Below are 23,993 nucleotides of genomic sequence, written 5' to 3'. Positions count from 1 at the left end.
GGTCAGGCGACATCGGGAAGCGGCTCCTTCGCGCGCCATTTCGCCAGAAGATCGGCCTTGCGCTTTTCGAACCGCTCGACGGAAGCAAACTTGATGGGGCCGAAGCCGCGGACCATGTCCGGCAGGCCGGCAAGCTCGACGGCAAGTGCATGATTGCCGGCGTCGAGCCCGGAGGCGAGCCTCGTCACGAGCGCGAAATAGTCCTCGACCAGTTGCCGCTCCATACGCCGCTCGGTGGTGCGGCCGAAGGGATCGAATGCGGTGCCGCGCAGGAATTTCAGCCTTTCCAGCACTGCAAAAACAGGCCTGATCCACCCGCCGAAGGCGATCTTGGCCGGGTGGCCGGTGCGCGAATCGATTCTGCGGGAGAGCAGTGGCGGTGCAAGGTGATGCTTGATCCTGAATTCACCCTCGAACTGTTCGGCGAGCTTCCTTTCGAAACCACGATCTCGATGCAGCCGGGCGACCTCGTATTCGTCCTTGTAGGCCATCAGCTTGAAGGTGTTCTTCGCGACGGCTTCAGCAAAACCGGTCATGCCGCGCGCCCGCGCTTCAGCATTTTTGGCGATTTCGACAAGGCCCGCATAACGTTCGGCATAGGCGGCATTCTGGTAGGCGGTCAGGAAGGCGACACGCTTTGCGACGATCTCCTCCAGCGTCTCGGTCTTCGGCTCAGCCTTCACGAACCCAGCCTCGCGAGCAACAGCTTCGGCATCGACAGCGGCACGGCGGCCCCAGCCGAACGCGGCGCGGTTCATCGCGACACCCGTCCCGTTGAGTTCGATCGCGTTGTCGATCGCCGCCAGGCTGATCGGCACGAGGCCGCGCTGCCAGGCGTAACCGAGCAGGAACATGTTGGACGCGATCGCGTCGCCCATCAAGGCCGTGGCGAGATCGGTGGCCGGTACCGTCTCGACCGCCTCGTCGCCAGCCGCACGGCGCAGCGATTTCAGCGTCGCCTCCTGCCGGAAGTCGATCGTCGTGTCCTTTACGAAGGAAGCTGTTGGGGCAAAATGATCGTCGATCACCGCCCACGTCTTGTTCTTCGCGAAGGAGGCGAGCGAATTCTTCTGCGCCGCCACGACGATATCGAAGCCGAGCACGAGATCACTCTCGCCGGGACCGATGCGCGCCGCATGGATCTGCGCAGGGTCCTTCGCCAGACGGATGTGCGAGATGACCGAGCCGTTCTTCTGGGCAAGTCCGGTCTGGTCGAGCGTGACCAGAGCCAGCCCGTCGAGCAACGCCGCCTGGGCGAGGACGGCACTGACCGTGATGACGCCCGTGCCGCCGATACCGGCGAGCAGCATGCTGTAGGGTTTTGCAAAGTCGGTGGCGAAGGCGGGCCGTGGCAGGTCGTCGGTCTTGACGGATTTCGACTTTGCGGCAGGCTTTCGGATGCTGCCGCCCTCCACCGTCACGAAGCTCGGACAGAAACCCTTGATGCAGGAGAGATCGGTATTACAGCTCGACTGGTTGATACGCCGCTTGCGGCCGAATTCCGTTTCCTGCGGCTCGATCGAGATGCAGTTGGAGACGGCGGAACAGTCGCCGCAGCCTTCGCAGACCAGTTCGTTGATGAAAGCGCGCTTGTCCGAGACCGGATAGGCGCCGCGCTTGCGGCGGCGGCGCTTTTCGGCGGCGCAGACCTGGTCGTAGATCAGCACCGTCACGCCGGCGATTTCGCGAAGCTCCCGCTGCACGGCATCGAGCTCGTCGCGGTGGTGGACGGATACCTCGCGGGGCAGGTTGCCCTGCCAGACCTCCGGCCGTTCGGCGACCACGACGACACGGCTTGCGCCCTCGGCCAGCATCTGCCCGACAATGCCGGGCACCGTGACGTCGCCGTCATGCTTCTGGCCACCGGTCATGGCGACCGCGTCGTTGTAGAGGATCTTGTAAGTGGCATTGACCTTCGCGGCAATAGCAGCGCGGATCGCCAGCACGCCGGAATGGAAATAGGTGCCGTCACCCATGTTGACGAAGATGTGCTTCTCGTCCGTAAAAGGGGAAAGCCCGATCCAGGAGCCGCCCTCACCGCCCATCTGGGTGAAGGTCGAGGTGTTGCGGTCCTCGTTGCCGATGATCATCATGTGGCAGCCGATGCCTGTCGAAGCCCGGCTTCCCGCCGGCAGACGGGTCGAGACGCTGTGCGGACAGCCTGAACAGAAATAGGCCTCGCGCTTGAGCGCGGTCGCCTCGACACCAAGCGCAGCCGTCATCTCGTCCACAAACCGCGCCTTGGCCTGCAAGGCTTCGTCCAGCACGCCGAGACGGGAGAGAATAGCCTTCGCCACCGACAAGGTGCCGATCTCGCCGATTGCCTGAAGAAGCGTGCCGCCGCTCTCCCCCACTTTGCCAAACACCCGCGGCCGCTGGCCGTCAGGCAGGTTGAAGAGCAGCGCCTTGATCTGGTCCTCGAGGATGGAGCGCTTTTCCTCCACCACCAACAATTCATCGACCCTGGACGCAAAGTCCGCAATGCCCTGCGGCTCCAGCGGCCAGACCAGGCCGACCTTGTAGAGCACGATCCCGAGTTCGGCGGCGCGCGCCTCATCGGTCCCGAGCAGTGCCAGCGCACCCATGAGATCAAGCCAGGATTTGCCGGTCGAAACGATACCGAGCCTTGCCTTTCCACCGCCGCCCCAGACGGTGCGGTCGATCCGGTTGGCACGCGCGAAAGCCTGCACGGCGAGCATCTTGCTCTCCAGCCGCTGTTCCATCGCATGCGGCCCGTCCGGCCAGCGCAACGAAAGGCCATCCGGCGCGAAGATCTCGTCGGGAATGACGATCTCCGGTTTGTCCGGATCGAGATCGACCGTCGCGGAACATTCGACGATCTCGGTCTGGCACTTGAGGCCGATCCAGGCACCGGAATAGCGGCTCATGGCAAAACCGAGGAGGCCGTATTCGATATACTCACCGACACCGGCGGGCGACAGCATCGGCACCATCGCGGAGATGAGGTTATGCTCGCTCTGGTGCGGCAGGGTGGAGGAGACGGCACCGTGGTCGTCTCCGACCAAAAGCAGCACGCCGCCGTTCCGTTTCGTGCCCACCGCATTGGCGTGGCGAATGACGTCCATGCTGCGATCGACGCCCGGCCCCTTGCCATACCACATGGCGAACACGCCATCATAGCGCGAGCCCTCGAACATGCCGGTCTGCTGAGTGCCCCAGACGGCGGTCGCCGCCATGTCCTCGTTGAGACCGGGCTGGAACTTGACATGCGCTGCATCGAGATATTTCTTCGCCTTGCCCATCTCGCGGTCGAAACTCGCCAGTGGCGAGCCGCGATAGCCCGAGACATAGCCGGCGGTGTTCAGCCCTCGCTCCAGGTCCCGCTGGCGCTGGATCATCGGCAGGCGGATGAGCGCCTGCGTGCCCGAGACCAGGATACGGCCCTTTTCCAGCGTATAGCGATCGTCGAGGCTGATCTTGCGATCCGAAGAGGACGTATCCGGCGCGGTATGGATCGACATCTAGGCCCGCTCCACTTGTCCGACCCAAGCTGGTGCCTGGAAGAGCCGGGTGGCGGCATCTAGTGCTCCATCAGGCCGGGCGAGAAGACGATTCACACGGTCAGACAATCAGGTCCTCCCGGAACTCTCTGCCACGACCACGGCACGACGTCCGGCCGAACACGATCTCGCCCATATCCAATTCCCCTTGCCTTTTCGGCTTTGCAGGCAAAGTTATTCCCATTCCGCTATTTGTCAAACCTATATTTAAAAAGCAGTAGCCTTTTCGACTGGGTCGTGGCATCACTAGAAACTGGAGAGGCAACCAGAACGCGGGGGAAGGCCAACGTGATCCTCAAATATGACGAGGTTGTGCGCACGGGCATTGCCAAACAAGTGGCCGACAATATCCGCTCCGCGATCCTGGACGGGCGCCTGAAAGTGGACGAACGCCTGCCGACCGAAGAAGAGCTTGCGAAGAGCTTCGGCATCTCCCGCCCAACCGTCCGCGAGGCCCTGAAACGTCTCGCCGCCCAAAACCTCATTCATTCCAAGCGCGGTCCGGCCGGTGGCAATTTCGTCAAGCGCCCCGACCCGGAGGGCTTATCCAAGGCGATCACCGGTGCGGCGACCCTGCTCGTCGGCATCGGCGCCTTCGACATTGAAGAGATCATCACCGCACGCCTGGAGACGGAGACCGTGTGCTGCCGGCTCGCCACCGAAAACCGCAGCGAGGCCGATCTTGCCGCCATGGAGGCCGAGATCGCGATCCAGCAGGACGAGACAATCAGCGACGAGGATTTCTGCGCCTCAGATGTACGCTTTCACAGGGCACTGGTGGAATCGACCGGCAACGGCCCTCTGAAGCTGATGATGTACACCGTCATCGAAGCCTTCATCCCGATCACCAACATGATCGTCTTCCGCGTGCGTGAACGCCGTCATGTCGCCTCACTGCATCAGGAAATCCTCGATGCAGTGCGCAAGCGTGAAGACGTCAAGGCTGCGGACGCGCTCGCCCGCCTGCTCGCCTATGTGCGCGAAAGTTATGCCGCCGTCCTTGAAGCGCGTGCCAAACGCGAGGGCGCGCAGGCCTCAGCCTGATCCGAACTATCCAACACCGGAGAGATGCCATGACCGAGACGTTCAGAGCGATGGTGATCGATGCCGTCGACGGCAAGCCGAAAGGCGCTTTCAGGGATATCTCCGTCGCCGATCTTCCGGATCATGACGTGCTCGTCGAGATCGCCTATTCGACGCTGAACTACAAGGACGGGCTTGCCATTACGGGCAAGGGCCGCATCGCGCGCCGCATGCCGATGATGGGCGGCGTAGACCTCTCCGGCACCGTCCTCGAATCCCGCTCGCCCGAGTGGAAGCCGGGCGACAAGGTGGTATTGAATGGCTGGGGCCTTTCCGAGACGGAATGGGGCGCCTATGGCCGTTACCAGCGAGTCAAGCCGGAATGGCTGATCCCTCTGCCTGATGCTTTCTCGATGGAACAGGCGATGGCGATCGGCACTGCGGGATACACGTCGGCGCTGTGTGTCGACGCGCTCGAAAAATGGGGCACGATCAAGCCCGGCGAAGGTGAGGTCCTGGTGACGGGCGCTGCCGGCGGGGTCGGCTCGGTAGCGATCGCGCTACTCGCCGCGCGCGGCTACAACGTCACGGCCTCGACGGGCAGGCCGGAAACTCATGATTATCTCGCCTCGCTCGGCGCCACGAACTTCGTCGATCGCGCAACGCTCGCCGAAAAGGGCGGCCCGTTGCAGAAGGAGCGTTGGACCGGCGGCGTCGATAGCGTTGGCTCCACCACGCTCGTCAACGCGCTGGCACAGACCGTCCGCGGCGGCGCGATCGCCGCCTGCGGTCTTGCCGGCGGTGCTGACCTGCCCGGCACCGTATTGCCGCATATCCTGCGCGCCGTCGCCCTGATCGGTGTCGATTCCGTCTTCGCCACCCGCGAGCAGCGGATGTCCGCCTGGGCGCGGCTCGCCCGCGACCTGGACAAGGCGAAGCTCGACAGCATGACGACCGTCGAGCCCATGTCCAACCTGCCGCGGCTCGCCGAGGACATCGTCGCGGGCAGGATCCGCGGCCGGGTGGTGATCGACGTTATGACTGTATGAGAAAAAGCAGCGATACCTGCTCTTCGAGGGTCACAGCGTCGATGAGATCTTCGAGAATCCTGGTCATTTCGTCCATGTCCGTCACGCCGCCAATTCTCTCAGCACCAAGGCGCTATCGTGCTCCGGCACGTCACCAATCTCGGCCATCTTGGCATCGAGCTTGGCAAGCATGTGCCTGAAAATTGCCGCATAGGCTGGGTCGTCGGCAACATTGATCAGTTCGTGCGGGTCCTTCTCGCAGTCGAAAAGCTCCCATTCCGGCGGTGCACCATTGGGGCGCGCTCCAAGCTGACCGAGGTCGTCGTTGTACCAGCAGATCAGCTTATAGCGCTCGTCGCGCACGCCATAATGCGCCCAGGCCTCGTGGATATCGTCATTGTGCATCCAGTAGCGATGGTAGGTCAGTTGCTCCCAATCGCCGGGCGTGCTGCTTTCCAGCACCGGTCGCATCGAGCGACCCTGCATATAGCTGGGAATGGGAAGGCCTGCATAGTCGAGGAAGGTCGGGGCGAAATCCACATTGCAGGCGATGTCCTTGCTGGTCGAGCCGGGCTTGATGGCTGCCGGATACCGGGTCAGAAACGGCATCTGCAGCGATTCCTCATACATGAACCGCTTGTCGAACCAGCCATGCTCGCCGAGGAAAAAGCCCTGGTCGGACGTGTAGATGACGATGGTGTTCTCCGCCAGGCCCTTCGCATCGAGATAGTCGAGCAGGCGTCCCACATTTTCGTCGATGGACTGCACCGTGCGCAGATACCGTTTCATGTAACGCTGGTACTTGAATTCCGCGAATTTCTGCGGGTCGTTGAAGGTAAAGTTCTCGCCGGTTTCGGCACAGATGACGGTGATGGTTTCGCCGGGCTGCAAATCCGGCACCTTGCGCATCCAGGGAATGAAGTCGAGCATCAAGGGACCGACTTTGGAAGCCGGTCCGGGCGGTGTTACCAGTCCGAGGTCCTCATAGTTCATGTCCGAGCGAATGCGCATCTTGGCCGCGGCCGCCGCAGCCGCGCGGTTGGAATAATCGTCATTGAAGGTTTCGGGCAGCGGTATGTCTTCGCCGGCCCAGAGATGGTTGTATTTCGGATGCGGCTCGAAATTGCGGTGCGGCGCCTTGTGATGGCACATGAGGAAGAAGGGCTGTCCTTCTGATTCCTCGATGAATTTGAGGCTGAGATCGGTGATGATGTCGGTGGCGTAGCCGGGAATGCGGCGCTTGCCGTCCGGGAAGATGAACTTGGGGTCCCAGTAGTCCCCCTGCCCCGGTACGACGGCCCAATCGTCGAAACCGGTCGGATTATGTGCAGGCCCCTCCCCCATATGCCACTTGCCGAACATGCCGGTGCGATAGCCGCCCCGCCGCAGGTGTTTGGCAACATTTGGCAAACGGTTGTCGATCTCCGTATGGAGCGTGGTGACGCAGTTCACATGGTTGTAGGTGCCTGTGAGGATGGCAGCACGGCTGGGCGTGCAGATGGAATTGGTGACATAGACCGCGTCGTGGCGCATGCCTTCCCTGGCCAGACGGTCAAGGTTGGGCGTATGGTTCAGGCCGGCGCCGTAGGCCGAGATCGCGCGGGCGGCGTGATCGTCGCTCATGATGAAAATGATGTTGGGACGCATGTTGAACTCTTGGGATCTAGAGATAATCAAGCCGGGACCGCCGTCCGGAGCAAAGCCTCCAGCGCATCAAGGCGATCCTTGTCGAGATGAGGCACCATGCCGGCGATCTCGAGCAGCGTCTTGTCGTCGAAGATGGGCGGGACCTTACCGCCACGCAGGCCAGGAAGCGCGTCGGCAACGATCTCGCGCGTGCTGTCCTCCGCCAGCAGAACGTTGACGGGAACCGTCGCAATCAAGGCATCCGGAGCAAAATCCGCCACCGTCGGCGCCCGCCTCTGGCCCAGTTCGATCTGCGCCCATTGCCGTTCCACGAGAAGGTGGTCTTCCGTCACCGGGCCATCGGACGGCAGCCCCAGACGTTCGAACTGGCTGGACGGCGCCTCGTTGTCGCGCATGAGCCGGACGAGAAGGCGGGCCATGCGCAATTCCAGCGCCGGATCCCGTAGCGGCGTGGTCTGACCGGGGTCGGTTTCGAGCTCGTAGAGCAGCGTTCCGTAATCAGCCGGGCCGCGCATGGTCCAGCCGGGCAGGCGCATCACGGGTGCACCCTTGGTGAAGGAGAAACCCGGTATCATCTCGGCCTCAACAAACTCGGACGGCTCGAAGCGCGACCGCATATGGGTGGGCATCAGCGTGTGTTCCATGAGCGGCGTGTTGGCCGGATCGACACAGGCGCGCATATAGACATGGCGCCCGTCGGTGACGCTGACATGGCCGCCGAAATTGCCGAACAGTCCCGCCTCGCGCACCGGACGATCGCTCGCGACCGTTTCGCGGAGAGGCCGACCGAGCATGTCCCTAGTCGGCTGGAGGCCGAAGAAATCGAGCAACGTCGGCGCGATGTCGATGGTCTGGACCAGCGCCTGCCGCCGCTCGCCGGCGACACCCACGTGCGGATCCCAGACGAAGAAAGGGGTATGGATGGTTTCGTCATACCAGGGCATGACGGATTTACCCCACCAGCCGCGTTCCCCCAGCATGTAGCCGTGGTCGGTGCAGACGATGAGCATCGTATCCTTCCACATGTCGTGCTCGTCCATAAGGTCGAGGACCCGGCCGAGATTGCGGTCGCACATGGAAAGAAGGGCGAGGTAACGACGGCGCGCATGATCCGCCGTGGCTTGGGACTCAGTCACCCGTGCATAGGGCGGCCAATCGAAATCAGTCGGGCTTTCGCCGGATTCGCCCTCCGGATAGAGGCGGTGATATTGCTCGTAACTGAAGAAAGGCTCATGCGGATCGAAGGTCTCGATCTGGAGCATCCAGTTGTCCGCCCCGGCATTGGTGTTGATGAATTCCAGCCCCGCATCAAACGTCCGGGTCTGTGAATGGTCGGCCTCATCGGCCAGATAGGACCGGTTGATCCGGTCCTGGTTCCTCATGCGGTGGAAGATGTCGGTCAGCCGCCTGCGGTCATTTTCGGCGACCACGCCCTTCCACAGATCGCCTTCCTGGCCGCGGAAGAATTCGTGGCTGGAATAACGGGTATGATAGGTCGCGCCGCCGTCCTCCCAATAATGCTGATGGTCGGTGACGAGGTGGGTATAGACGCCGTTTCTGGCGAGGATTTCCGGCATGGAATCGTCGAAGGGCTCGATCGGCCCCCAGGAACGGTGCAGGAAGTTATGCCGCCCGGTATGCAGTTCCCGCCGTGCCGGCATGCAGGGCATGGAGCCAGCGTAGCAGCGATCGAAGGTGGCCGTGTGCGCCGCCAGCCGGACGAAATTGGGGGCATGGGTTTGCGTGTCGCCATAAGGCGGCAGCATGCGCCGGTTAAGGCTGTCGAACATGACGATGATGGCGCGCATGAATCAGGCTCCCATGGCCAGAGCGCGGAACGCGGCACGTCGTTCAGCCTGACGGACGGGATCCGCAACGGGAGCGGCCAGCAGGAGCCGCCTGGTATAATTGTGCTGCGGATTGGCGGTGACCTGATCGCAGTCACCGAATTCGACGATTTCACCGCCCCGCATCACTGCGACGCGGTGAGAGATGTGACGGACGACCGCGAGGTCATGGCTGACGAAGAGATAGGCGACGCCGGTCCGCTCCTGGATCTCGATGAAGAGATCGAGGACGCGCGCCTGCGTGGAAAGGTCGAGCGCAGACACCGGCTCGTCGCAGACGATGAGATGCGGCGAGAGCGCCAGGGCCCGGGCGATCGCGATACGCTGTCGCTGCCCGCCGGAAAATTCGCGCGGATAGCGGAAGGCGGCATCGCTTGGCAGCGCCACCTGCTCGAGGAGCGTGCGGACCTTTGCGGTGGCCTCAACCTTACCGGCCTGTCCCCGCGCGATGATCGGCTCGGTCAGGATGTCCTCGATAGTCATCGAGGGATTGAGCGAGGTGTAGGGATCCTGAAACACCGCCTGGATGGCGGCGGCGTTGCCCTTGCGGTCACGCGGGGGGACGCCGGCAATGTCCTGCCCCTCGAACAGGATGCGCCCCGAGCTGACAGGACCGATGCCGAGAATGGCGCGGCCCAAGGTGGTCTTGCCGGATCCGCTCTCGCCGACCAGACCCACCGTTTCACCGGCGCGCACAGTCAGGCTGACGTTCTTGAGGACGTGAAGCGCGCCGAAATGGGTATTCACATCGATGCATTCGACAATAACGTCGTCAGTCATGCGGCAACTCCCCTGCCGGTACGAGGCTGGTAGACACGCGGCGTCACGTCGTCGAGGACGGCGCCGAGCAGCATCTTCGTGTAGTCGTGCTGAGGCGCTGAAAAGAGCTGCCGGACATCGTTGGTTTCCACCACTTTGCCGTCCTTCATGACGGAGACCCGGTGGCAGATGTCGGCCACGACCCCGAAATTGTGGGTGACCAGGATCACCGACATGTTCATCTCCGCCTGGAGATCGCGCAGCAGGTCCAGCACTTCCGCCTGCACCGTGACGTCCAGGGCCGTGGTCGGTTCGTCGGCGATGAGCAGGTCCGGATTGCAGGAGATGGCGCGGGCGATGAGCACACGTTGCGCCATGCCGCCTGAGATCTGGTGCGGATAGGCGTTAAAGGTGCGCAAAGGGTTGGGCATGCCGACGCGCGCCAGCAGCTTGAGCGCTCTTTCCCTGGCTTCGGCTCTGGAAATACCGAGCACCGTGACCATGGGTTCGGTCAGCTGATAGCCGATCCGGAAGGCCGGATCGAGATTGCTCATCGGTTCCTGAGGCACGTAGGCGATGCGCTTGCCGCGCAGCTTGCGCATCTCCTCTTCGGGCAGGTTCGCGATGTCGCGGCCATCGAACCAGATCGAGCCGGAGAGGATGCGGCCACCGGTGGAAAGCAATCCCAGCACAGCAAAAGCCGTCTGTGTCTTGCCCGAGCCGCTTTCCCCAACCAGGCCAAGCACTTCGCCGCGCCGCAGCGTCAGCGACACGCCCTTGACGACTTCCGTCCAGCCGGACTTGTCGGGATAGCCGACGACCAGATCGCGCACGTCGAGCAGCGCATCCTTATCGGTCGGTGCGGCTCCGGCTGCCGGTTTGGCAATTGCTTCCGGCAGACCGGCAATGGCCGCAGGCCGGTTGCCCTGCTGCAGCCGGTCGCGGATGGCATTGGCAAGGAGCACAAGCGAGGCCACGGTCACCGAAATGGCGAGACCCGGCCATAAGATCGCGGTCGGCACCACGAACATGTTGGCGAATGCGTCCTGCAGCATGCCGCCCCAGGTCGGAATGGACGTATCGCCCAAACCGAGGAATTGCAGACCCGACTGGATGACGATCGAGATGCCTGCGACGACCGAAACCTGAATGATGACCGGCGCGCGAATGACCAGAAGGATGTGCCGGACGATGATGCGCAGGTCCGAGAGGCCCGAAACGCGCGCCGCATCGACATAGAGCTCGTGCTTGACGCCATTCACCAGATTTCGTGTCAATCGATAGAAGCCCGGCGCCAGCATGACGCCGAAGACCAGCATGGAAATCTCGATGGACGAGCCGAGCGATTGATAGAAGGCGAGCAGGACGATGAGCGCCGGAAGGGACATGAGGCCGTCAGAAATCCAGCTCATGACGACCTCGCGCCGGCCTCCGAAATAGCCGGCGAACAGGCCGGCCGTCACCCCCACAAAGGCCGCCACGGTGACCGCGATGAGCGCGCCTATCAGGGTGTTGCGTGCCCCATAGACGAGACGGCTGAAGATATCGCGCCCCGATCCGTCGCCGCCCAGAAGATAGCCGTCTCCCGGCGCCGCGTTGACCTTGAAGATCTGCAGGTCGTCGGGCGCGAAAGGCGCGATCAACGGTGCGAAGATGGCGGTGATAACGACGATGGACAGAAGGATCGTCGCGACGAGCCCGAGCGGATTGATCAGCACTGAGCGCAACAGGCCGGCCCGGGCGGCGAGCGGCGCCGGGGATCGTTGTTGAGTTGCAGACGTCATCAGAGCCTCACCTTCGGATTGACCCAGGCATTGGCGAGGTCGATGGCGATGTTTACGAACACAACGAGAATGATCATGGTGACCACCACGCCCATCAGCACCGGAACATCCCCGGAAAGCGCTGCCTGGACTGTGACGGACCCGAGGCCCGGAATGGCGAAGACCCGTTCGATGATGGCCGCGCCGCCCAGAAGGGCGATGAACTGAACGGAGAGCACGGTGAGTGCCGCCGGCATGGCGTTACGCAGCGCATGGCGGAACAGCACCGATGACGGCCTGATGCCGCCGGCCCTCAGGGTGCGGACATAATCCTGGCGCAGCGCATCGATCATGGCGCCTCGCACCTGCTGGGAAGCAGAGGCGATGCCGGAAAGCACCAGCGCCGCAACAGGCAGAGTGAGTGCTGCGGCCCAGCCGATGGGAGACGTCGAAAAATCCACATAGCCCGTCGCTGGAAACCAGCGGAGATTGAGCGCGAAAACCACGACCAGGATGAGACCGAGCCAGAAATTCGGCAGCGAGAAGCCGATGACACTGAGAACCTGGATCACCCGATCTGCCCAGCCGCCTTTCACGGCAGCGGTAATGCCGAGAAGTGAGGAGATGATGCCAATCGTGATGACGGCCACGGTCACCATGGACAAGGTCACCGTCAGCCGCCCCGAGACGATCCGGGAGACGCTCTCTCCCATTGTCCAGGACTGGCCCAGATCGCCCTGGACGGCATTGGCTACCCAGTCGCCGTACTGCTCGTAAAGCGGCCGGTCGATCCCGAGCTTAGCCTCAAGTGCGGCGATCTGTGCGTCGGTGGCGTTCTCCCCCAGGATGTTCTGGGCCACATTGTCGGCTCCACCGAACACCATCACGAACGTCAGCGTCGTCACCAGCACAAGAAGAACAAGACTCGAGAGGATGCGCTTTGAGACATACTTCAGCATTGCGATCAGCTCCCTTTCCGGGAGCGGTGCACCGCCCGTCCGGGCGGATGCTGCATTCGAGCGAATCTCATTGTCTGTCTCCTCCTCACATTCCTGCCCTGCGAATTTCTTATCGGGCGTCTTTTGCAGGAATTGATAACAGTTGAACCGATGCATCGATAATGCAAAAAGCATCAGCAGTGATAACGCAGGCGCATATCCTTCATGCTCGACCAGATCACCCATCTCTTCCGTCTTCGCACGATCCTTCAGGAAGGCAGCCTTCGGCGCGCCTCGGAAAAGCTGAACATCACCCAGCCGGCGCTTTCCCGCTCGCTCGCGCAGCTGGAGAGCTATTTTGGGCAGCGGCTCGTGGAGCGGCATGCACGTGGGGTGAAGGCGACAGCTTTCGGCGAGCGGGTTTTGTCCGTTTCCAGCCGTATCGAGCGCTACTGGGAAATCGCCGAGCACGAATTGCGCGCGGAAGCGATGGACGAAAAGGGCGTGATGCGGATAGGTGGCGGACCGGTGTGGCGCTCAGGCGTTCTGTCGGGCGTGCTCAGCCAGTTGCAGAAGCGCTTCCCCCGTCTTCTGATCGAATTCACGACCCTGACCTTCGGCAAGACGCTACAGGATCTGCATGAGGGGCGGCTGGATGTCGCCTTCGGCGGCGTCTTCAATGACGGGGGAACCAGCCAGCGCTTCGCCCGCATCAAGCTCACGGAAGTATCCAATCATGTCATGGCGCGGGAGGATCATCCCCTATTCGCCACGCGTCGGGAAGATGACGGCATTGCGGCTTCTGATCTTCTTGAGTACCCGTGGATTGTCTATTCCGAGCTGCCAGCCTACCGCGAGATCACGCAGCATACGATAGCGGAACATCTCGGCGGTTCGCCGGATATCCGCTTTGTGTGCCAGAACCTGCTTTCGGTGCTTACGATCCTGCAGCAAAGCGATTGCCTTTGCGTGCTTCCGGAATTGTCGGTGCATGCCGTTGCCGCGCCGCGCATCGTTCCCGTTCCCTTGCTCTTGAAACGGAACACGGCCGAGATCGGCATGATCTTCCGCACAGAGCTGCAGGATTGGGAGCCGATGAAAGCACTGGTCGAGCTGTGCAGAACCAGATTTGGCCTCGATAACGAGGTATGACACGGAATGTTCGCTGCCGCCGCTAGACGAAAATGGGCAGCCGCTGCCGACTGCCCACTATCGAAGGCGTATTTGCCTGGGAAGGTCGTCTATTCCGCCTTCGAGAAATCGCGTATGTGGGGCACAGCGTTGGTGGGATGCAACTTCACGGCAGTCTGCTTGTTCGTCAGATAAATGGTGTCGCGCCGATACCACGGGGCAAAGAAGGCGTTTTCCACCATATAGCGGTTGAGATCCCGGTAGCCCTTGATCTGCTCGTCGCCGATCGCGTGCTGCGTCGCATCGAGCATCTTGAGGAACTGCGGATCGGCAACTTTGGACGTATTCCAGGCGGAATGCGGATAGCCGAATTTCTGGTACTCCGCCCAGGTCCCCTGATAGCCGAACTGGAAAACGTAAGCTGGAAAACGGCCGGACCGCAGCTCGGGGATGGTTGCGTTCGGAGCAATCTTCTCCCATTGCACCGTTATGCCGATATCCTTGAGCTGTTTTTCGACGATGGGATTGAAACTCGCGAAACTGGCAAGCTCCGGCAAAACCAGGGTGAAGCCCTTGCCGTATCCGGCTTCTTCGAGGAGGGCGCGGGCGGCCTTCGGATCGAATGGATAGACCTTGTCGAGTTCCGGGACATAGGCGCTGCTGCCGGTAGGAAAAATCTGATCGCTCAGGCGACCGAAGCCCAGTTCGACGAATTTGAGGATCGAGGCCTTGTCGAAGGCCATGTTGAGCGCCTTGCGGACGCGCACGTCGGCAAGCGCCGGCGTAATCTTGCCTTCGCGGTCGGCAATGATGAAGCCCAGCCAGTTGACGTCGTTGCGCTGCACGACGAGACCGTTGGCCTCGGCATCCGCGACCGTGCGCGCTTCTCCCAAGCCCGCGTCGACCTGACCCGACTTGAGGGCATTGAGACGCGCAACCTGATCGTTGATCGGCGTGATGGTGACGCGCTCGAAGGGGAACGCGCCCTTGTTCCAATAATTCGAATTGCGGTTATAGACATATTGGCGGCCGGGGACGGAAGCCGAGACATCGTAGATGTAAGGACCTGAACCGATCGGGTTGTTCGCAAAGTCCTTGGAGCCGAGAGTGGCTGGTGAGGCAATCGCGCCGCCGACCACAGTCAGATTGTCGATCAGGCTGGGATCGGGCTCGCTGAGATGCAGGCGCACTTCGGTCGGCGAAACCACTTCCACCTCGGAGATCAATGCGGCCATGAAGCCGTTCTGGCCGGCACCCTTCTTGAGATAGTCGAGATTGGCCTTGACCGCGTTGCCGTCGAAAGGCGTTCCATCCGTAAAGCTCACCCCTTCGCGCAGCGTGAGCGTCAACACGCTGTGGTCGTCATTATAGGACCAGGCAGTAGCGAGGTTAGGCACGACCTTGCCATCGGGCTGCATGACCAGAAGCGTGTCGAGCACGGGCTGCCAGAACTGCATCTGATTGGCGATCATCAGCTGCGCGCGATCGAAGCTGTTATTGTCCAGTATGGCTGCGATGGCCAGCGTCTGGTCGTCGTTTGCGACCTGCGCCATGACCGACGGTGCCGATGCAACCGAACCCATTGCCGCGACAGCCGCCGCGAACACGATGTTACGCATTTTTCCTCCCTTGGCGTCCTGCTCGGTTGCGACCTCCATCAGCCTCGCGACCGGCTTTCCCATCTTCGCTTACCATCCGGCAGGATTAACGAGAAATGCAAAGAACAGCTTGAGTGATAGATCAAACTCATATGTCGCTTTGCCGCGGCTTATGCATTGCGCTTATCGCTCGCGGGTGTTTTGTCAGTCCTCTCCACGCTTTGGCGATGATATCGAGATAGCCATAGACAAGCGGGAGGAAGAGGCATGGGCGATCGGCCGAACATATTGTGTATCGTGAGCGAAGACTGCCCGCCCCGGCTTGGTGCCTATGGCGACACGCTGGCACACACGCCCAATCTTGACCGGCTGGCAAGCGACGGGGTCGTCTATGAAACGGCCAACTGCACCTCGCCGGTCTGCGCACCTTCGCGCTTTGCCATTCTGACCGGTCGCTACGCTGAAAGCTGCCCCAGAGCACAGCATATGCAGGCGCTGGCCCACCTCCCGAACGAGTTCCTGACCTACCCTGCCGAGATGCGGAAGGCAGGCTATTATTGCACCAACAACGCCAAGACCCACTATAACTGCGATGTCGATCCGGCGGAAATCTGGGACGAATCCAGCAGGTCAGCTCATTGGCGCAACCGTCCCGACGACAAGCCCTTCCTCGCCGTCTTCAACTGCATGACGACGCACGAGTCCTGCACCTTCAAGGAGCAGCCCGGCACCGTACGCCCCGAGGATGTCACCCTGCCATCCTATCTGCCCGACACGCCCGGCATGCGGCAGAGCCTGGCGCGGCAGTATAATGCCATTGCGCGCATGGATGCCGAACTGGGCCAGCATCTGGCCGACCTGGAGGCCGACAGCCTCGCCGACGACACCATCGTCTTCTATTTCTCGGACCACGGCTCGGCGCTGCCGCGCTCCAAGCGCTATCTTTATGACGAGGGATTGCGCATACCCCTGATCATCCGGGTCCCGCCCAGATGGCGCCACCTCATGCCGCATGTCGCCGGAACGCATGTCAGTGCCCCGGTATCGCTCGTGGACCTCTTCCCGAGCTTCCTTGTCATTGCCGGCCTCGATAGTCCGCAAGGACTGCACGGCACGCCGCTGCTGGGGCCGAAGACCTCGCCGCGCCAATATGTCTTCGGTGGCCGCGACCGGATGGGCGAACGTTACGATCTCAGCCGCACGGTCCGTTCGGAGCAGTACCGCTATATCCGCAATTACATGCCGCACCGCATGCTCGGGCAATATGTCGCCTTCGAGTGGCTCGGCGTGCATTATCAGGACTATGAGGCGGTGCATCTGGGCGGCATGCTCAACCCTGCGCAAGAACAGTTCTGGCGCCAGAAGCCGGCGGAAGAGTTCTACGACCTTCAATGCGATCCCGGCGCCACGGTCAACCTGATCGACGATGCGGCATACGAGAACCTGATCGATGAACATCGCGCGGCGCTGGACGAGCATATGCTCGCAATACGCGATACCGGCTTCATTCCCGAGCACAGCCCGGTGGAAACCTGGGAAGCGAGCCGGAACGAAACGCTCTACCCGCTCCCGGAGATCATGGACCTTGCGCTTGCCGCCGCTGCCCGAAATGGGAAGAATGCGCCGACCCTTTTGAGCAGGCTGTCTCACCCCTCACCGGTCATGCGCCATTGGGCCGCCAAGGGGCTGCTCATGCTTTCTTCCTCGGGGCAGCCTCTACCCGAAGGCCTTGCCGCCGCCTATGCGAAGGAACCGGACCCACAGGTCCGCATTCCGCTGGCCGAAGCGCTCGGTCATGCAGGGGACGCCCGTCATTGGGTGAGCGAAATAACGCGGATTCTCCGCACGGAACCAGACCCGCGCATCAAGCTGCAGGCCCTCGACGCGTTGACCTGGTTGCCGCCATTCCCCGACATCTCGCTCGCCGACGTGCGGGCGCTGCATGATGACGAGGATACCTATTTGCGCCAATCCTCCGATTATCTGGCCCAGCGGCTGGACGGCACCTATAGGCCGACCAACACGATCTTCGACTGGAGCAGGCTCGATGCCGAGGGGCAGATGGGCAAGCAGAAGGCCGGCACGACCCGGCAATAGCCGCAATGAAGTCCTGTAAGATGCGCTACTTTTCGTATGATTGGATATAGCCATGACGCTCACCTTGGATCACCTGACGAAAGCCCCCTTCAATCTCGACCGCGAAGCGGTTGCCTGGGTGGAACGCACGTTCCAGGCCCTCGATGAAACGTCCCGTGCCGCTCAGCTTTTCAATCTCAACTCCAAGGGCGATGACCGTGAGACGGAAATCGCCCGCCTTCGGCACCTGAAGCCGGGCGGCATCACCCGCTTCTTCGGCTCCGACGGCAAGGCGGAACGCGAGCATATGGCCGCCATTCAGGCGGAGGCCGATATCCCGCTTCTGGTGTCGGCTGATCTCGAAGGCTCCCGCATGAGCCTCTCCTTCGGAACGCCTGTTCCCAATCCGCTCGCGCTCGCCGCGGTGGACGATGTTTCGCTCACCGAAGCGATCTCCGACCTCATGGCGAGCGAAGCCCGCTCCGTGGGTATCAACTGGTCCTTCACCCCGGTCCTCGACATCAATGCGGCCTTCCGCAGCCCGATCGTCGCGACCCGCGGATACGGCTCCGACCCGGCACTCATCGAGCGCCACGCGCTAGCGCAGATGCGTGTTTTCCAACGGCTTGGCCTTGCCGCAACAGTCAAGCACTGGCCGGGCGAAGGATATGACGAGCGCGACCAGCATCTCGTCACGACGATCAATCCGCTGTCGATGGAAGACTGGCGTGCAACCTTCGGAAAACTCTACAAGGCTGCCATCGAACATGGCGTCAAGTCGGTCATGTCGGCCCATATCGCGCTGCCGGCTTATATCCTCGAACGCGATTCCGACGCCCGAGAAGAAGCCTATCTGCCGGCTTCGATTTCGGCGGCACTCAATCTCGACCTGCTTCGCGGCGAACTTGGCTTCAACGGCCTCATCGTCTCGGATGCGAGCGAGATGGCGGGCTTGTCAGGCGTCATGCCGCCATGTGAGGCCAAGATCGAGATCATCGCGGGGGGCTGCGACATGGTGCTCTTTTCCTCCGATCCGGAAACGGAAATCGCCGCCGTGCGCGACGCCGTCCATTCCGGACGCATCACCGCCGAGCGCTTTGCCGACGCGGTGACCCGGGTCCTGGCGCTCAAAGCCTCGCTCGGGCTGCACCGAAGCGTCGAGATGCAGTCCCATGTCGGCGATGTAGCCACGCAAAAACTGGCGGAAGACGCTTTCGCCCGCGCCCCGACGCTGGTGAAGGACCGCACCGGCACCCTGCCGCTGGACCTCGCGAAACACAGGCGCATCCTCCTCGTATCCGGCGGGATCGTCGAACCCATGCAGAACGCCCGGCTGGACTTCAAGCTGCCGGAGATGCTGGCAAGCGAGGGGTTCGAGGTCACCCTCCATCGCTACGGCACACCCCTAGATGCGGAAGGGCAGGATCTTGTGCTCTATCTCTTCGGCGAGGAGACACTTCTGACGCGCGGGCGCATCTTCCTCGACTGGCTTTCGCTCCACGGCGATTTCCGGGCGGCCATGAAGCGGCCCTGGACACGGCTGCCGACGGTGATGATCTCCTTCGGCTTCCCCTACTACCTCTACGACGCCCCAAGGGTGCCGACCTATATCAACGCCTACTCGACCCACGAGGCGATGCAGAAGGCCGTGCTTGAGGCGCTCATGGGCAGGCGCCCGTGGAACCGGAAGAATCCCATCGATCCCTTTTCTGGCGCTCCGGATGCCAGGTTCTAGGCGGGTGCGACCGCCCGGCGGGATTGCCGCGATATCAGCCTGCTCGACGCTCGCCGGGCCGAACATCATAGGCGATGCGGAAGCCGGTATTGCTGGACGCGCTGTCGGGTGACAGGCCCATGCGGGCGGCAATCCTGTATCGATAGCAGTAGCTCTTGTGGCACAGAAACGAACCGCCCTTGAGCAGCTTGTCGGCACTCTTTTTTGCCTGTTCATTGCGAATTTTCGCCTGGCGCGTGAGCGATCGCACGCGGAACGGATCGCTCGTCCATTCCCATATATTGCCGGCGAGATTGTAGAAGCCGTCCTCGGTCGGTGTGAAGCTGCGCGCCGGCGCGGTGCCGAAAAATCCATCCGCCAGCGTGTTCTGGTGCGGAAACCGGCCCTGCCAGATATTGCAGAAGACCTTCGCGTCCGTCGGCTCTTCGTCGCCCCAGGGATAACGGCGGCGACGATTGCCGCCCCGTGCCGCATGTTCCCATTCCGCTTCCGTGGGAAGGCGCCCGCCGACCCAGTGCGCAAACGCCATGGCGTCATTCCACGACACTTGCGTCACCGGATGATCCATCCTGTCCTCGATCGAACTGCCCGGCCCTTCCGGAGCCTTCCAGATCGCCCCGTCCACCCGCCCCCACCACGGCGTGCCCGCGACATTATTGGCTGCAAGTTCCCGATCGTTCAGCAATCCCATGAACACCGCGGCACAGCCGAATTTCTCCGCTTCGGTGACGTAGCCAGTTGCCTCAACGAATTCGGCAAAACGCGCGACGGTGACGGTTTCGGCCTCGAGAAAGAAATCGTTGACGGTGACCCTGCGTTCCGGCCCCTCGCCGTCGACGGCGATGACCGGGTCGTTGGTACCGACGAAGGTCTCGCCGCCCTTGACTGCGATCACCTCGCCCGCCGTGCCCCGCGACGAAATCTTCGCAGCTTCGCCCGATCCTTCGTTTCCATTGTTTCGGCTGACGGCCGAACAGCATCCGTTCATTGTATCTTCCCGAACTTTTCCATCCCGGCGAACTGCACTTTCAGTAAACTACCTGCCGCGGTGGTAAAGCATTTCGAGATGGAACATGTGCGAGCCGCCGCGTGGCGTTGACGCCAGGATTTCGTCTCACGCAACTCCTTCCGCGGCAGGCGGTCATGGGTCGCAGGTTCGATGCAGAACACGTTTATCCCATCGTGGGCATTGCACAAGGTCTGCAGGAAAGGCAGGCCGCCCCAGCCTATCCCGGTCCATTGAAATGAACGCCCGCAACGTGAAAAGCCAGGGGAATATCTCCAATGGAGGGAATCGCGCATTCCAAATTTCGCTCGGACTTGCGCAATGACAAGGACGAAAAACGGCTCGCTCGATATAGGCGGGTAGTCCGGCCAGCCTCGCGAGGAACCCTAGCTGGAACTCTCCTAATCCGCGAGGCCCCGCGATGTCTCATGCGTTTCACGTCATGGCCAAACCCATCGGCCCCAAATGCAACCTCGATTGCACCTATTGCTATTACCTGGAGAAGGAAGCCCTGTACCCCGGCGAACGCCGGTTTCGGATGCCGCCGGATATTCTGGAAACCTTCATCCGTGACTACATTGCCAGCCAAAGCAGCATCGGACAAAAGGAGATATGGTTCGCCTGGCAAGGCGGAGAGCCGACCCTTCTCGGGCTGGACTACTTCAGGACCATCGTCGCGCTGCAAAGGAAGCACTGCCCTCCCGGCCGAACCATCGCGAACGCCCTGCAGACGAATGGAACTCTGCTGGATGAGGATTGGGGGCAATTCCTGGGTCAGGAAAGGTTCCTGGTTGGCTTGAGTCTTGATGGCCCCCCTCACCTTCACGACCACTACAGGCGCGACAGGCGGGATTTGCCGAGCTCGGCGCGCGTCCTGAACGCGTGGGAACTGCTCAATCGCCACAAGGTGGAAACCAATATTCTATGCGTCGTCAACAAGCACAACGCGGCCTGCCCTTTGGATGTCTACCGCTATCTCCGTGAACTTGGCGTCGATTTCATACAATTCATTCCTCTGGTCGAGCGCGTTGATCCGAAAGGCCACCTCGCACCTCCACCGCACCCCGGGGATGAAGGAAACATGGTGACCCCCTGGAGCGTCACGCCGGAAGACTACGGTCGGTTTCTCTGTAGCATTTTCGATGAGTGGGTCCGCCACGACGTCGGCAAGATCTTTGTCCAGCTATTCGATCTGCAGCTCGGTGTATGGATGGGACAGCCGGCCTCGCTATGCGTGTTCGCGGAAACCTGCGGTACCGGTCTTGCGCTCGAACACAATGGCGACCTCTATGCCTGCGACCACTACGTCTATCCTCAATATCGACTGGGCAACATCAAGAATACGCCGATAGCCGACCTGGCCGCCCTACCGCAACAGTTGCAGTTCGGCCTGGACAAGCGGAGCGGGCTGCCCGGGATGTGCAAGGAGTGCCGATGGCGGTTTGCCTGTCATGGCGGTTGCCCAAAGCACCGCTTCCTGCCGGCAATTGGAGACGAGACTGAACGCGTCAATTATTTCTGCCGGTCCAATCGCATGTTCTTCGAACATGCCGCTCCCTATTTTGGAATGATGGCTGAGCTTCTGCGTCGGGGTCAGCCGCCTGCCCGTATCATGGACCTGCTTGGCGGCCTGACCGTCCGCCCGGACAGCTAGGCGCAGCTTACGGGACACCTTGGGCATATTGCCTCGCCTGCAGCCTTAGGCATGCGGCGGCAATGGAGCGCCGGCAAGTTTTGCCGTGAGATTGTCTCGGAAACGGTAGTAACGCAATGTCATCGCCGGAGCGAAACTCATGTAGAAAGGCGCCGCCGAGAGCGGTTCCAACTTCAGCGCTAGTTCGTCGTCCGGCTTGCCAAGAGCCCATTCCGACAGGACTGAGCCAAGCATGGAGCCGGTCGGCACGCCGCGCCCGGAAAGGCCGGTGAGCGCCACGACACCCGGTGCGAGATTGTAGAAACGAGGAACTGTCCGGTATTGCATGTCCAATTCTCCGAACCAGAAATACTCCCAGCGAATGTCGGTGCGGATCTGCGGATGCAGCCATTTCAACCGGTCGGTCATCACCTGCCGTGTATAAGCCATGTCGCTGCCGCGCCTGCCCATGGGGAACATGGAGGCGACGATGCGGCCCTCGCGATTGTACTTGTAGACATAGATGTCGCCGCGCCCGTCATGGATCGTGGTGTTCTGCGGCAGTACCGTCCGGCGTTCGCCCTCGGACAGCGGCTGCGTGGCGGCTACGAAGACGCGCTGAATCTTGAAAGTCCGGTCGAGCTTCGGCCAGCCGCCAACCGTGTAGGCGCCGGTCGTGAAAAGCACTTTGTCTGCAATGACCTCTCCTTTCTCCGTTTTCACCGACCAGCCGCCGCCGGCATGACGCTCGCAGCCGGTCACCGGAGAGCGAGTGAAGATCCGGGCTCCTTCGGACATGGCCGCTCGCGTCAGGCCGCGTGCATAGGAAAGCGGGTTGAGATGCCCCCCTTCCGGGTGAAACCATCCGCCGTGAAAGCGCGGGCTGCCGGTAATCGCCTCAACCTCGCCTCTGTCAATCAGACGGGTGTTTGCACCGACTGCATTATATGTATCGACCTTGGCCCGAAGCTTCGAAAGCGCCCCGGGATTGGCGGCGGCCATCACGTAGCCGTTCTGCGCCCATTCGCAGTCGATCTGGTAGTCGCGGATCATCGCCGAGACACGGTCGTTTGCCCGTGTCTGGCGCTCGATGAGGCGATCCGCCCAGGGCTTTCCGAGCATTGCCCGGAGTTCCGGCAGGCTATAATGCGTAAAGGTCGGGGTGCAATGGCCGGCATTGCGGCCGGATCCGCCGAAGCCCGTCTCCCGCGCCTCGATGAGCGCGACCTTCACCCCGGCGCGAGCAAGCTCCAGCGTCGTCGTAAGCCCCGTATAGCCGCCGCCGACGACGGCTATGTCAGTCCTTACCGTGCCCACGAGCTCCGGCGTCTCGGGAGCAGGAACGGCGGTCGCATACCAGAGCGACGCCTCGAAGGGTGAAAAGCACGCCATCTGCCTCTCCTCAATCGATATCGCTACGGGCGTCGAGTGCGTCGCGCAGCCCGTCACCGATGAAGTTGAAGCTGGTGACCGCAAGCGTGATCGCCACACCCGGCACGATGGCGAGCCAGGGTGCCCGGTCGAGATACTGCTGGGCACCGTTTAGCATGTTACCCCAGCTCGGCAGCGGCGGCTGAATGCCATAACCCAGGAAGCTCACATAGGCTTCGAGCAGAATGGCGCGAGCGACGGTGAGAGTGGCGGCGACGATGATCGGACCGATCGCGTTCGGCAAAAGCTCCCGGAACATGATCTTGGTATCCCTGAGGCCGAGCATGCGTGCGGCCATCACGAAATCGCGTTCCCGCAGCGACCGGATCTCGGCCTCGACGATACGGGCAATCTCCATCCAGCTTGTCACCGCAATGATGACGGTGATCATGAACGGGCTCGGCTTGATGAAGGCTGCGAGCACCAGGAGAAGGAAGATCGAGGGAAAGGACAGGAACGCATCGACGAAACGCATCAACGCCGCCCCCAGCCGCCCTCCATAATAGCCGGCAGTGATGCCGATCACCGTACCGATCGCGGTGGAAAGCAGCATGGCGAAGAAACCGACGAGCAGAGAGATTCGCCCGGCCATGAACAGGCGGGCCGCAATATCTCGACCGAGCGGGTCCGTACCGAAGATATGCGCTCCAGTCATCGGCGAGGCGAAGCGGGCCCGGATGTCGATATAAAGCTCATCATAGGGCAGCAGCCAGGGACCGCAAACACAGGCGAAAGTAAGGATGACAATCATAGCCACGCCGATGAGAGCGAGACGATGGCGCATGAAACGGCGCAGCGTGCGGCTTTGCCACCAGTGAATTTGCTCCACAGCGATAGGGGAAGCGACAGCGGACATG

The 23,993-nt window shown here is 61.8% G+C and carries 16 protein-coding genes; 6 read left to right on the top strand and 10 right to left on the bottom strand.

The window, feature by feature from the left end; all coding sequences use genetic code 11:
- Positions 1–2: 2 nt before the first annotated feature.
- Positions 3–3,482 carry an indolepyruvate ferredoxin oxidoreductase family protein gene (locus JL39_RS01230; RefSeq protein WP_037145397.1) on the bottom strand — a complete coding sequence of 1,160 codons (3,480 nt, stop codon included), beginning with the start codon at positions 3,480–3,482 and terminating at the stop codon, positions 3–5.
- A gap of 327 nt (positions 3,483–3,809) precedes the next feature.
- Between JL39_RS01230 and JL39_RS01225 the strand changes: the two genes are divergently transcribed.
- Positions 3,810–4,565 carry a GntR family transcriptional regulator gene (locus tag JL39_RS01225; RefSeq protein ID WP_037145395.1) on the top strand — a complete coding sequence of 252 codons (756 nt, stop codon included), beginning with the start codon at positions 3,810–3,812 and terminating at the stop codon, positions 4,563–4,565.
- 29 nt (positions 4,566–4,594) lie between these two features.
- Positions 4,595–5,593 (top strand): MDR family oxidoreductase, encoded by a 999-nt coding sequence (locus tag JL39_RS01220; protein WP_037145393.1) that lies wholly within the window; start codon positions 4,595–4,597, stop codon positions 5,591–5,593.
- An 81-nt stretch (positions 5,594–5,674) separates the two neighbouring features.
- Here JL39_RS01220 and JL39_RS01215 read toward each other — a convergent pair whose 3' ends face one another.
- Genes JL39_RS01215 through JL39_RS01195 form a run of 5 tightly spaced genes read right to left on the bottom strand, consistent with a single transcriptional unit; the run spans position 5,675 to position 12,547 of the window.
- Entirely contained in the window at positions 5,675–7,219 is a 1,545-nt protein-coding gene (locus tag JL39_RS01215; RefSeq protein WP_037145392.1) for a sulfatase, read from the bottom strand.
- 26 nt (positions 7,220–7,245) lie between these two features.
- Complete coding sequence (locus tag JL39_RS01210) at positions 7,246–9,027, bottom strand: sulfatase (RefSeq protein WP_037145390.1); 1,782 nt, start codon at positions 9,025–9,027, stop codon at positions 7,246–7,248.
- Positions 9,028–9,030: 3 nt separating this feature from the next.
- Positions 9,031–9,846, bottom strand: coding sequence for an ATP-binding cassette domain-containing protein (locus JL39_RS01205; RefSeq protein ID WP_037145388.1), 816 nt, complete (start codon positions 9,844–9,846; stop codon positions 9,031–9,033).
- Positions 9,843–11,609: a dipeptide/oligopeptide/nickel ABC transporter permease/ATP-binding protein gene (locus tag JL39_RS01200; RefSeq protein WP_037145386.1), complete on the bottom strand. Its 1,767-nt coding sequence runs from the start codon at positions 11,607–11,609 to the stop codon at positions 9,843–9,845. The genes JL39_RS01205 and JL39_RS01200 overlap by 4 nt, the downstream gene beginning before the upstream one ends.
- Positions 11,609–12,547 carry an ABC transporter permease gene (locus JL39_RS01195; RefSeq protein ID WP_037146006.1) on the bottom strand — a complete coding sequence of 313 codons (939 nt, stop codon included), beginning with the start codon at positions 12,545–12,547 and terminating at the stop codon, positions 11,609–11,611. The genes JL39_RS01200 and JL39_RS01195 overlap by 1 nt, the downstream gene beginning before the upstream one ends.
- 204 nt (positions 12,548–12,751) lie before the next feature.
- On the opposite strand from JL39_RS01195, the gene JL39_RS01190 reads away from it, so the two are divergent.
- Positions 12,752–13,678 (top strand): LysR family transcriptional regulator, encoded by a 927-nt coding sequence (locus tag JL39_RS01190; protein WP_037145384.1) that lies wholly within the window; start codon positions 12,752–12,754, stop codon positions 13,676–13,678.
- 89 nt (positions 13,679–13,767) lie between these two features.
- Here the strand turns inward: JL39_RS01190 and JL39_RS01185 are convergent, their stop codons facing one another.
- A complete protein-coding gene (locus JL39_RS01185) occupies positions 13,768–15,339 on the bottom strand; it encodes an ABC transporter substrate-binding protein (RefSeq protein WP_244446808.1) in 1,572 nt (523 codons plus the stop codon).
- Between the two features lie 183 nt (positions 15,340–15,522).
- Between JL39_RS01185 and JL39_RS01180 the strand changes: the two genes are divergently transcribed.
- Complete coding sequence (locus JL39_RS01180) at positions 15,523–17,352, top strand: sulfatase-like hydrolase/transferase (RefSeq protein ID WP_052182567.1); 1,830 nt, start codon at positions 15,523–15,525, stop codon at positions 17,350–17,352.
- A 52-nt stretch (positions 17,353–17,404) separates the two neighbouring features.
- Positions 17,405–19,066 (top strand): glycoside hydrolase family 3 N-terminal domain-containing protein, encoded by a 1,662-nt coding sequence (locus tag JL39_RS01175; RefSeq protein ID WP_037145382.1) that lies wholly within the window; start codon positions 17,405–17,407, stop codon positions 19,064–19,066.
- 34 nt (positions 19,067–19,100) lie between these two features.
- Here JL39_RS01175 and JL39_RS01170 read toward each other — a convergent pair whose 3' ends face one another.
- Positions 19,101–20,054 (bottom strand): formylglycine-generating enzyme family protein, encoded by a 954-nt coding sequence (locus JL39_RS01170; RefSeq protein ID WP_037145381.1) that lies wholly within the window; start codon positions 20,052–20,054, stop codon positions 19,101–19,103.
- A gap of 460 nt (positions 20,055–20,514) precedes the next feature.
- On the opposite strand from JL39_RS01170, the gene JL39_RS01165 reads away from it, so the two are divergent.
- On the top strand, positions 20,515–21,726 hold the full coding sequence (locus JL39_RS01165; protein WP_200883901.1) for an anaerobic sulfatase maturase: 1,212 nt from the start codon (positions 20,515–20,517) through the stop codon (positions 21,724–21,726).
- A gap of 45 nt (positions 21,727–21,771) precedes the next feature.
- Here JL39_RS01165 and JL39_RS01160 read toward each other — a convergent pair whose 3' ends face one another.
- Both JL39_RS01160 and JL39_RS01155 read right to left on the bottom strand, forming a co-directional pair.
- Complete coding sequence (locus JL39_RS01160) at positions 21,772–23,097, bottom strand: FAD-binding oxidoreductase (protein ID WP_037145377.1); 1,326 nt, start codon at positions 23,095–23,097, stop codon at positions 21,772–21,774.
- 10 nt (positions 23,098–23,107) lie between these two features.
- Positions 23,108–23,992, bottom strand: a complete 885-nt coding sequence (locus JL39_RS01155) for an ABC transporter permease (protein WP_037145375.1) — start codon at positions 23,990–23,992, stop codon at positions 23,108–23,110.
- Position 23,993 lies beyond the last annotated feature (1 nt).

Source organism: Rhizobium sp. YS-1r, assembly GCF_000757525.1.
In the GTDB taxonomy this organism is placed as follows: Bacteria; Pseudomonadota; Alphaproteobacteria; order Rhizobiales; family Rhizobiaceae; genus Neorhizobium; species Neorhizobium petrolearium.
The sequence above is the reverse complement of the archived record's forward strand: the minus strand, read 5'-3'. Positions and strand labels throughout refer to the sequence as shown.

What these genes read in the sequence shown, in the direction of transcription:
- JL39_RS01165 (WP_200883901.1), top strand. Translation starts at nt 20,515, where the DNA reads ATGGCCAAACCCATCGGCCCCAAATGCAACCTCGATTGCACCTATTGC.
- JL39_RS01230 (WP_037145397.1), bottom strand. Translation starts at nt 3,482, where the DNA reads ATGTCGATCCATACCGCGCCGGATACGTCCTCTTCGGATCGCAAGATC.
- JL39_RS01190 (WP_037145384.1), top strand. Translation starts at nt 12,752, where the DNA reads ATGCTCGACCAGATCACCCATCTCTTCCGTCTTCGCACGATCCTTCAG.
- JL39_RS01205 (WP_037145388.1), bottom strand. Translation starts at nt 9,846, where the DNA reads ATGACTGACGACGTTATTGTCGAATGCATCGATGTGAATACCCATTTC.
- JL39_RS01160 (WP_037145377.1), bottom strand. Translation starts at nt 23,097, where the DNA reads ATGGCGTGCTTTTCACCCTTCGAGGCGTCGCTCTGGTATGCGACCGCC.
- JL39_RS01185 (WP_244446808.1), bottom strand. Translation starts at nt 15,339, where the DNA reads ATGGGAAAGCCGGTCGCGAGGCTGATGGAGGTCGCAACCGAGCAGGAC.
- JL39_RS01175 (WP_037145382.1), top strand. Translation starts at nt 17,405, where the DNA reads ATGACGCTCACCTTGGATCACCTGACGAAAGCCCCCTTCAATCTCGAC.
- JL39_RS01180 (WP_052182567.1), top strand. Translation starts at nt 15,523, where the DNA reads ATGGGCGATCGGCCGAACATATTGTGTATCGTGAGCGAAGACTGCCCG.
- JL39_RS01200 (WP_037145386.1), bottom strand. Translation starts at nt 11,609, where the DNA reads ATGACGTCTGCAACTCAACAACGATCCCCGGCGCCGCTCGCCGCCCGG.
- JL39_RS01210 (WP_037145390.1), bottom strand. Translation starts at nt 9,027, where the DNA reads ATGCGCGCCATCATCGTCATGTTCGACAGCCTTAACCGGCGCATGCTG.
- JL39_RS01215 (WP_037145392.1), bottom strand. Translation starts at nt 7,219, where the DNA reads ATGCGTCCCAACATCATTTTCATCATGAGCGACGATCACGCCGCCCGC.
- JL39_RS01155 (WP_037145375.1), bottom strand. Translation starts at nt 23,992, where the DNA reads ATGTCCGCTGTCGCTTCCCCTATCGCTGTGGAGCAAATTCACTGGTGG.
- JL39_RS01220 (WP_037145393.1), top strand. Translation starts at nt 4,595, where the DNA reads ATGACCGAGACGTTCAGAGCGATGGTGATCGATGCCGTCGACGGCAAG.
- JL39_RS01170 (WP_037145381.1), bottom strand. Translation starts at nt 20,054, where the DNA reads ATGAACGGATGCTGTTCGGCCGTCAGCCGAAACAATGGAAACGAAGGA.
- JL39_RS01195 (WP_037146006.1), bottom strand. Translation starts at nt 12,547, where the DNA reads ATGCTGAAGTATGTCTCAAAGCGCATCCTCTCGAGTCTTGTTCTTCTT.